Source organism: Streptomyces sp. NPDC001027, from assembly GCF_040299045.1.
GTDB lineage: Bacteria > Actinomycetota > Actinomycetes > Streptomycetales > Streptomycetaceae > Streptomyces.
This window is the reverse complement of sequence record NZ_JBEPBI010000077.1, coordinates 25,125-34,455: the sequence shown is the minus strand read 5'-3', so window position 1 is coordinate 34,455 and position 9,331 is coordinate 25,125. Positions and strand designations below refer to the sequence as shown.

Sequence of the window (9,331 nt, the reverse complement as noted above, 5' to 3'; positions counted from 1 at the left end):
GGGTGGGCCTGCATCTGGCCTGCGCCCTTCGCGCCGGGGCCCCCCCCGCCCCCCCGGGGGGGGGGGGGGGGGGCGGCCGGCCCCCGGGGGGGGGCCCCGGGCCCCCACGCCGGGGCCGCCCCCGGCCCCGTACGCTTCGCCGCCTTTTCCCCTGTCGGCGGCCCCGCTGCGCCCGTACACTGACAAATCGCGGATGTGCGGGCGCAGTTCAGCGGGGGGGGGGAGCCGCCATGTCGGGGGACCAGTACGGCAGATACGACCACACCTTCAGCGTTCCGCCCATGCCGTCGGCCCCGCCGCCGGCCCCCGCGGACGGGGTGCGGGCCGTCGCGGTCGCGGTGCTCAACCTCAGCGGACTGGGGCTGGGGTACGCGCTGACACGGCGCTGGGTGCTGACGGCGCTGTGCTGGGCGGCCACCGCCGCCCTGCTGCTCGTGGCGCTGCCGGCCGACCCGGACGGCGTTCCGGGTTCCGCGCTCGCCCTGTACGGCGTGTTCCTCGTCGCCGTGGCGGCGCACGGGGCGCGCGTGGGCCTGCGCACACCGCTGACCGGACTGCGCAACGCGCCCCTCGCACTCGGGCTGGGGCTGCTTCTGCTGCTGGCCCCGGCCGGCGGAGCGGTGCTCTACGACGGGGCGCGCGACGAAGCGATCCAGCAGATGCTCCTCGACCGACTCGACGAGGCGAACCGTCTGGTGGAGGCGGCCGGCGACCGGCCCTTCGACTCGGCGCAGGCCGACTACCGCAAGGCTCTCGCCGCCTACGCGGCCCTGCAGGCCGATCACCCCGGCTCCCGGGCCGCCGAGCGGGTGCCCGCGCAGATGAAGACCTTCTACCGCACGGTCGGCGCCTCCTACGACCAGGGGGACCACTGTGCGGCGACCGCGCCGCTGAAGTTCCTGCGCACTGTGCCGAAGAGCCTGCCCGACACGGATCTCGCCGATCTGAAGACCTGGCCCGACGACCGGCTGGCCACCTCGCTGTACGAGTGCGCGTCCACGTCGCTGACGGCGGGCGAGGCGGGCTGGACGGGACAGTTCGGGGAACTGATGACCACGTTCCCCGCCTCGGCCCAGGCGGCGAAGGTGGAGCCTGCCGTGGCCGCGGCCGTCGTGAAGACGGAGAAGGACCTGGGCGGAGCCGAGCCCTGCGCGGCGGTCGAGCGACTGTCCACGTTGAGCTCGCAGATCGACGGGCTGCCTGCCGAGCGGACGACCTTCGCCGGCGCGCTCGACAAGGACGCCGCCCGCGCCAAGACGAGCGCCGACACGGGCCAGTACGCCTGCGGTGTGGACCAGTACCGGGACGGCGACTTCAAGTCGGCGCAGACGACCATGACCGAGTACGCGTCCGGCCACAAGAACGCGGGCAACGCGGCCCTGGCGAAGAAGATCGCGATAGCGGCGGAGATCGCCCAGACCGTGCCGGCCGCGGGCAAGAACCTCCCGACGACGCGTTCGGGCGGCAGCATCTCGGTGACGGTGCAGAACGACAGCCCGGACCAGATCACGGTTCTCTACACCGGTCCGGTCACCGGCAGTTTCACCCTCAAGGGATGCGGCAGCTGTAAGGCGTACTCCCTCAGCAGCACTCTGAGCCCCGGTTTCGAGCCCTGTAGCAACAGCAGCAAGAAGTATCCGGAGCGGACCATCAGCCTGCCGGTCGGCACCACGTTCTTCCTGCACAAGCCGATGAGCGACAGCCTCGACACGCCCGCTTCGGACACGGCCAAGCTCGAATCCGGCTACATCTACACCGAATGCGCCTATACGACACAGCGCCTGGGATCACTCTCCTGAACAGGGGGGAAACAGACGGTGAATTCCAGTCGCTGAATTTCCGTCAGTTTCCGAATTCATTACCTGTGGGGTACATGTGACAGGTGATAAGGTTCGCCGGAATTCCCTTTGCACGACCCCCCACGAAAGCCCTGAGAAACCCCCATGGACGACATAATGCAGGACTCCCCCACACCCTCCTTCACGCCGGGCGGCCGACGCAGACACCGCAAGGCCCGGCAGAACGGCGCAGGCCTGCGCAGGGCGCTCGTGCTGGCACTGGCCGTGCCCGTCACCTCGGCCGCCCTGGCCGGCCCTTCGGCGTTCGCCGTGGACAAGGGCGTCGGCACGACGGCCAAGGACACCTCGCCGTCCCCGGGTCTCGACGCGGACGACCAGCAGATGGCCGCCAATCTCGCGACCCGGGTCCTGGACCAGCGACTGGGCTCCGACGTCAGCGGCGTGGTCCTCGACGCCGACTCGGGCGCCAGCCTCTGGGACCACAACGGGGCGACGGCGCTGATGCCGGCGTCCAACGTCAAGCTCGCCACGTCGACCGCCGCACTCACCGTGCTGGGCCCCGACCACCGGTTCACCACCAGGGTCGTCTACGGGGACGGCACTCTCACCCTCGTCGGCGGCGGCGACCGCACGCTCACGAGCGCGGACCTCGGCGAGCTGGCGAGCAGCGCGGTGGCCGGCCTCAAGGCCGCCGGGCTGACGTCGGTGAAGGTCGCCGTGGACGACAGCCTCTTCCCCGAACCCACTCTGGCCAACGGCTGGAACACCGGCTACTACCCCGACTCCGTCGCGCCGGTGCGTGCGCTCGTCGTCGACGGGCACGGCGTGCAGGACACCTCCCTGGACGCCGGGCAGGCCTTCGCGCGTCAGCTCACCGCGGCCGGCGTCACCGTGGACGGCGCCGTCACCCGGGCCACGGCGAAGGCGACGGACTTCCCGGTCGCCCGGCACCGGTCGGCGCCGCTGTCGGACATCGTCCACAAGATGCTCAAGACCAGCGACAACAACATCGCCGAGACCCTGCTGCGGATGACCGCCCTCGGCGCGGGCCGGCCGGCCACCTTCGAGGGCGGCACGGAGGTGGTGCGCCAGGTGCTGAGCGTGCGGTACGGGGTGTCGCTCGACCACTTCGAGATGTACGACGGCAGCGGCCTGTCCCGGGCGGACCGGATCCCGGCCGCCACCCTCGCGGACATCCTCGAGCTGCTGACGAAGCCGCGCAACGCGCGCGTCCTCGGCTCCATCCTGGACGGGCTGCCCGTGTCCGGCGAGGCGGGCAGCACCCTCGGTCCGGAGTGGGGCCGCTTCGACGACGTGAACTCCAAGTGCGCGGTCGGCAAGGTGCACGCGAAGACCGGCACCCTCACGGGGGCCATCGCGTTGAGCGGCCTCACGCAGGGCAAGGACGGCAAGTGGAAGGTGTTCTCCTTCGTCGAGAACGGCTCCACCGCCAACCCGAACGACATCAAGGACGCGATGGACGGTCTCGCCGCGACCGTGAACGGCTGCTGGGCCTGACGCCGGCAAGCAGGAGGAGCACAGGAGGGCCGGCCGCCGACAGGCGCCGGCCCTCCCCGTCCTGTACGGCCTCGCAGCGATGCACGCCGCACGCACGCTGCGACGCGCACCGTCACGCGCACCCTGACCCGCGCGGTGGCGCACGCTGTGACGCACGCCACAAGGAAACGATGCCGTTTCGATGACCGCGAGGTCTATTCTGGCGAGAAGTGAACGAAACAGTTTCGTTCCTAAGCGTTCCCCCCACCGCATGGAGAACGACAGCCATGGCCTCCGTACTCATCGTCGACGATCAGTCCCTGCAACGGGTCGGCCTGCGCATGCTGCTGGCCGGCGTACCCGACCTCACCGTCGTGGGCGAGACGGCGAGCGGCGCCGAAGCGGTGCGCATGAGCGCGGCGCTCCGCCCCGACGTCGTCCTGATGGGCGGCCGCCGGCCGCTCGCGGACGACATCGACGCCATCCGCCGCATCGCCCGCCCCTCCCGCCTCGCCGCGGTCGGCGAGGCGGCCGGGCCGCCCGGGCGCCCACCGCGGGTGCTGGTCCTGACCTCCACCAGCGACGCCGCGTACGCCTACGCCGCGCTGCGCGCGGGCGCCGGAGGCTTTCTGCTCAAGGACGCCACCCCCGACGAGCTGACCGCGGCCGTCCGCGTCGTGGCGGCGGGGGACGCCGTCATCACGCCTGCACTGACCCGTGCGCTCATCGACACCGTCCGCCACGACCGCGCCGCGCTCCCCCGCGAAGGCGCGGCGGGACCGGACGCCCTCACCGAGCGCGAACGCGACGTGCTCGTCGCGGTCGCCTCCGGCTGGTCCAACGCGGAGATCGCCGCGCGGCTCTCCATCGCCCCGACCACCGTCAAGTCGCACGTCAGCCACATCCTCGCCAAGATCGGCGCCCGTGCCCGCGTCCAGGCGGTCGCCTACGCCTACGAGTACGGTCTGGTCCACCCGGCGGCCTGACGCGGCCCCGGCTCCGACGGCCCAGGCCCGCTTCTCGGGGCGGGGCCGCCAGAGCCGGAGGCGCGCCTAGTGCCGGGCGCGCTGGCGTACGTCGGCCAGGAGGAGGTTGGGGTCCTTCTGGGTGAAGTACGCCGCGCCGGTGACGTAGGCGGTCCTGCCGCGTACGGCCACGGCGGTGGGGTTGGACAGTCCGGACTGGCGGTCGAGGACGACCTGGTGGGTGCCGTCCGGGCGGACCAGGGCGACCTCGCTGCCGCCGGTCAGCGCGACGAGGGCCGTGTCGCGGCGCCGCTCGACGAAGCCGAAGTCGTCGAGCGCGTAGAGGCCGCTCGCCCGGGTCTCGATCGGGCGGGCCGAGCCGTCGCGCCGGACCGGGATGCGCAGCAGGGTTCCGGCGTTGGTGTTGGAGACCCACACGGCGTCGCGGTGCAGGCGCAGACCGTTGGCCCCGACACGGGCCGCGGGCCGCGCGTTGCGCGGCTCGAGCGCGGCGCCCGTGGCCCACGCGGTGGGCTTGCCGCCCGCGCGCGGGACGCGCCAGACGGTGCCCAGCACCGAGTCGGCGACGTAGAAGACGCCTCGGCGCTCGTCGAGGGCGAGGCCGTTGGGGAATCCCGTCGCCGGCAGGAGAGCGATCTGGCGGGGCCTGCCGCCCCCGGCTGGGATGCGCCAGATGCCGGTCGCGCGGGTGCCGGTGGCGTAGGTGACGTACAGGGCGCCGTTCTGCGCGCGGGCGATGCCGAGGACGACGGCCCTGCCGACGACGGGCGTGGACGCGTCCGGCACGGAGGGCAGCGTCGCGAGGAGCCGCTTGCGTCCCTCCCGGGTGACGTTGACGACCTGCCGGGCGGTCGAGAACGTCAGGTCGGCCGAGCCGTCGGGTTCGAGCGCGATGTTCTCCGGCGACTCGCCCTTGGCGAGGTCGAAGTGGGCGACGACGCGCGGCGTCGACACCGTCGGCTCGTCTCCGGCGGCGGGAGCCGTGGCGAGCAGTCCGAGGGCGAGTGCGGCGGCGGAGATGCCCGCCGAACGGGGAAGTCGGATCATGAGACCTCTTTTCGGAGGAAGCCTGAACCGCCGTTGTGCGGCGGCCAGACGACCATGGCGGCGCTCCGGCGGCGACCGCCGCCGTCGCGGCCGGGAGATCGCCCGCGTGGCCCACGGCATCGACCCGCCTGCCGCTCACCCGGGTGATCCCGCCCATGCAGCAGACTGTGCGGTGCGACAGCCGTCCCGAAGGACACCCGGACGGACACCCGTCCGGACGGACACCCACCCCAGAAGGAAGCACGACGTGATCATCTTCGGCACCAAGGGATACCTCTACCAGCTGGCGATACTGACGCTGGTGTGCGGCCGCTGCGGCAACCCCGCCGCGCACACCCTCAGGAAGCGGGTCACGAAGTTCACGCTGTTCTTCGTGCCGTTGTTCCCGATCTCCTCGAAGTACGCGACCCAGTGCACCTTCTGCGGCGCGGAGCAGCAGGTGGGCAAGGAGCAGGCCGAGCAGTTGCAGGCGCAGGCCGCCGGTCACGTCGGCGGGCAGGCCTACGGGCAGTCGCAGCAGCAGCCGTACCAGCACTGACGCCCGACGGGGCTCACGGGGTGAGTCCGACCCGGTCGCAGTCCGTGCGCAGCGCCGGGGTGCAGATCTGGGCGGCGGTGTAGACGCCGTTCTCGACCAGGACCGGCTCGACGTCCTCGGCCGTCACGGCGGTCGGGGTGAGCAGGACCGACGGGATGTTCTCGGTGGTGGGGCTGTCGACGGTCGTGGTGGCGCTGTCGCGGGGATCGTCGCCCCGTCCCACGGCGACGGCCATGGCGGCGACCGCGGAGGCCTCGTCCTTGAACGGCTTGTACACCGTCATGTACTGCTCGCCCTTGACGATCCGCCGCACCGCGTCGAGGTCGGCGTCCTGGCCGGTGACGGGCGGGAGGTCGGTGACGCCGGCGCTCTTGAGCGAGGAGATCACGCCCGAGGCGATGGAGTCGTTGGCCGCCAGCACGCCGTCGATCCGGTCCGGGCCGAGGGCCGCGATGGCGGCGGACATGTTGGCGTGGGCGTTCTGCGCGCTCCAGTCCAGCGTGTTGTACGACCTGGCGATCGTCACCTCGCCGGCGAGGACGGACAGCGCGCCCTTGCGGTACAGGGCCGCGTTGGGGCTGGTGGGGTCGCCGTTGACCATGACGACGTCGGCGTTCTCGGCCCGCTTGCCGAGGGCTTCGAGGAGCGCCGCGCCCTGGAGGCGGCCGACCTCGTGGCCGTCGAAGCCGACGTAGCCGGTGACGGGGCCCTCGGCGAGGCGGTCGTAGGCGACGACGGGGACGCCCGCGCGGCGCGCCTCCTGGATGGAGGAGCGCAGCGCCCGGGTGTCGGCGGCGTCGAGGATCAGGACCTTCGCGCCCTTGGTGACCATGGACACCATCTGCTGCCGCTGTCTGGTCACGTCGTTCTCGGCGTTGGCGTACTCGACCTTGCAGGCCGGGCACAGCTTCTTCACCTGCGCCTCGATCAGCGGCCGGTCCGAGTGCTCCCAGCGCGGGACGGCCCGGCTGGGGAGCAGCAGGCCGACGGTGAAGCCCCCGCCGCCGCTCTGCCCGCCGCTGTCGCAGGAGGCCAGGGGCAGGGTCAGAAGGGCCGCGCCGACCACCGCGGCGGCGTATCTGCGTCGGGTGCTCACGGCACTGCCTCCGGTACGACGATTTCGCTCCACACCTGTTTTCCGCCGGCCACCGGGACCGAGCCGAACGTGTCGGACATCGCCTCGACCAGCAGCAGGCCGCGGCCGCCGGTGGACTCCCAGTCGACGATCACCGGTTTGGCGGGGGCGCGCGGCGAGGAGTCGCTCACGCAGACGCGGACCCGGTCGCCGCGCAGGATCAGGTCCAGACGGACGGGCCCCTGGGTGTGCACGAGGGCGTTGGTGACGAGCTCGGAGACGACCAGGAGCACGGCGTCGGCCGCCTCCGGGACCTCCCAGCGGCGCAGGGTGCGCGCGGTGAAGCGGCGGGCGTGCATCACGGCGTCGGGCAGCCGCCAGACCATCCAGCCGGCCCGGATGGGCCGGGTCTTCATGCCGTCGTAGCGCAGGAGCAGCAGCGCCACGTCGTCCTCGCGGCGGCCCGCGTCGCCGAGCAGCAGGTCGGCCGTGCGGCCGAGGTCCGCGGGGTCGGCCGCGGCGAGCGCGGTGCGGGCGCGCCGCATGCCCTCGTCGAGGGGGAGGTCGGCGGCCTCCACCAGGCCGTCGGTGACCAGGGCGAGGACGGTGCCGGGGGTCAGCTCGACGGCCGTCATGGGGAAGTCGGCCTCGGCGAGGATGCCCAGCGGGGGGCCGCCCGCGACCTCCACCTCCTCGGTCTCGCCGTCGGGCCGGCGCAGCAGGGGCGCCAGATGACCGGCCCGCACGAACAGGGTGTTGCCCTCCTCCATGTCCAGTTCGGCGTAGCAGCAGGTGGCGAACAGGTCGGTCTCCATGCCGACCAGGAGCCGGTTGGCGTGGGAGACGACCACGTCGGGCGGGTGGCCCTCCATGGCGTAGGCCCGGACCGCCGTCCGCATCTGGCCCATGATCGTCGCGGCTCCGGCGCTGTGTCCCTGCACGTCTCCGATGACCAGCGCCACCCGGTCCTGGGAGAGGGCGATGACGTCGTACCAGTCGCCGCCCACCTGCAGGCCGCGCCGGGCCGGCAGATAGCGGGCGACGGCGGTGCCGCCGGGGAGTTCGGGCAGGCGCCGGGGCAGCAGGCTGCGCTGGAGCATGGTGGCGAGCTCCTGCTCGGCGTCGTGCGCGTGGGCCCGTTTGAGGGCCTGGCCGACGAGGGCGGCGGTCGCGGTGAGCAGGGACCGCTCCTCGGGGACGAACTCGTGCGGCCGGTCCCAGCCGACCAGGCACACGCCGGCGACGCTGCCCTTGGCGGGCAACGGCAGGACGGCCAGTCCCCCGGGGCCGATCCCGGACAGGCCGGGTTCGAGGTCGGCGTCGGTGGGCCACAGGTCCATCCGGCCGTCACGGAGCGCGTCCCGCAGGGTGGGCAGGGCGCGCAGCGGGGCGTCGGGCCATTCGGTGCGCCATTCCGAGCGCCAGGCCTCGGGCCAGGCCGTGGGCTGGGGCGGGTCGAGGACGGTGACCATGAGCCGGTCGTCCTGCAGCGCGGCGAGGGCGACGCGGTCGGCGGCGAGCGGCTCCCGCAGGGCGGCGACCACCACGCGGCCGACGTCGCGGACCGTCGCGGCGTCGTCGAGGGCGGCGGTCAGCCACTGGATGCGGGAGACGTCGTCGGCTCCGCGGCGCAGCACCGGGGTGGCCGTCACGACGCCCAGCACGCCGTCGGGCCGGCCGTCGGCGGCGGGCGCGGTCCGGCAGCTCAGGCTCAGCCAGCGCATCTCGCCCTTGGGGCCGCGGACCCGGAACTCCAGGTCGCGCCGGCCGGACTCCAGGTCCCCGGGCTCCAGGACCGTCATCAGGGCGTGCATGTCCTCCGGCAGGGCGTGGGCGAGCAGGGTGTCGACCTTGCCGTCGAAGGCGTCGGGGGTGATGCCGACCAGGTCGAGCAGGGTCTCGTCGGCCTCGATCAGGCCGGTGTCGGGGAAGAGGACGAAGGAGCCGACCCGCAGGCTGTGCAGGGCCGGCGCCAGCAGGGACGCCGTGTGCGGAGATCCTGCGGCCGGTTCGAGCAGGACGGCGACGGCGTCGGCGTAGCGCTCCAGGAACCGGCGCTGTTCGTTCTCGAAGCCGTCCGCCGAGGAGCCGAGGACGAGGAGGCAGCCCAGCCGTCGGCCTTCCGCGTCCAGGGGGAGCGCCCCGAGTGGTCCGGGAGGGGTGTCGGCGGGCAGCCAGAGGGGGCGGTCGGCGCGGAAGGCGAGGACTGCGGGCGAGTCACCGGACAGCGGCAGGCGCTCCGGCGGCCGCTGTCCGGAAGGGGTTCCTCCGGACGTGTCCACCAGCCGGAGTTCGCCTTCGGCGGCGCCGGGCGCGTAGACCGCCGCCAGCGTCGCTCCGGCGAAGGTCAGGGCCCGGTCGAGGCATGTCCGCAACGTACCTCCCGTCC

General features: G+C 73.2%; 7 protein-coding genes. 4 read left to right on the top strand and 3 right to left on the bottom strand.

Features of this window, described 5'->3' with window-relative positions; translation table 11 throughout:
* Window positions 1-230 precede the first annotated feature (230 nt).
* The 3 genes from ABT300_RS21825 (at window position 231) to ABT300_RS21815 (ending at window position 4,282) form a co-directional block, all read left to right on the top strand.
* The gene (locus tag ABT300_RS21825) at window positions 231-1,799 is read left to right on the top strand and encodes a hypothetical protein (RefSeq protein ID WP_351678201.1); all 1,569 of its coding nucleotides are present in this window, start codon (window positions 231-233) and stop codon (window positions 1,797-1,799) included.
* Between the two features lie 144 nt (window positions 1,800-1,943).
* Complete coding sequence (gene dacB, locus ABT300_RS21820) at window positions 1,944-3,317, top strand: D-alanyl-D-alanine carboxypeptidase/D-alanyl-D-alanine endopeptidase (protein WP_351678200.1); 1,374 nt, start codon at window positions 1,944-1,946, stop codon at window positions 3,315-3,317.
* 266 nt (window positions 3,318-3,583) lie between these two features.
* Entirely contained in the window at window positions 3,584-4,282 is a 699-nt protein-coding gene (locus tag ABT300_RS21815; protein WP_351678198.1) for a LuxR C-terminal-related transcriptional regulator, read from the top strand.
* Between the two features lie 66 nt (window positions 4,283-4,348).
* Here ABT300_RS21815 and ABT300_RS21810 read toward each other — a convergent pair whose 3' ends face one another.
* A complete protein-coding gene (locus tag ABT300_RS21810; protein WP_351678196.1) occupies window positions 4,349-5,329 on the bottom strand; it encodes an SMP-30/gluconolactonase/LRE family protein in 981 nt (326 codons plus the stop codon).
* A gap of 247 nt (window positions 5,330-5,576) precedes the next feature.
* Here ABT300_RS21810 and ABT300_RS21805 point away from each other — a divergent pair, with 247 nt between their 5' ends.
* Window positions 5,577-5,867: a zinc-ribbon domain-containing protein gene (locus ABT300_RS21805; RefSeq protein WP_351678194.1), complete on the top strand. Its 291-nt coding sequence runs from the start codon at window positions 5,577-5,579 to the stop codon at window positions 5,865-5,867.
* Window positions 5,868-5,880: 13 nt separating this feature from the next.
* Here the strand turns inward: ABT300_RS21805 and ABT300_RS21800 are convergent, their stop codons facing one another.
* Both ABT300_RS21800 and ABT300_RS21795 read right to left on the bottom strand, forming a co-directional pair.
* Entirely contained in the window at window positions 5,881-6,963 is a 1,083-nt protein-coding gene (locus ABT300_RS21800; protein ID WP_351678192.1) for a sugar ABC transporter substrate-binding protein, read from the bottom strand.
* Window positions 6,960-9,317: a SpoIIE family protein phosphatase gene (locus tag ABT300_RS21795; RefSeq protein WP_351678190.1), complete on the bottom strand. Its 2,358-nt coding sequence runs from the start codon at window positions 9,315-9,317 to the stop codon at window positions 6,960-6,962. Before ABT300_RS21795 ends, ABT300_RS21800 begins: the two co-directional genes overlap by 4 nt.
* Between the last annotated feature and the right edge of the window lie 14 nt (window positions 9,318-9,331).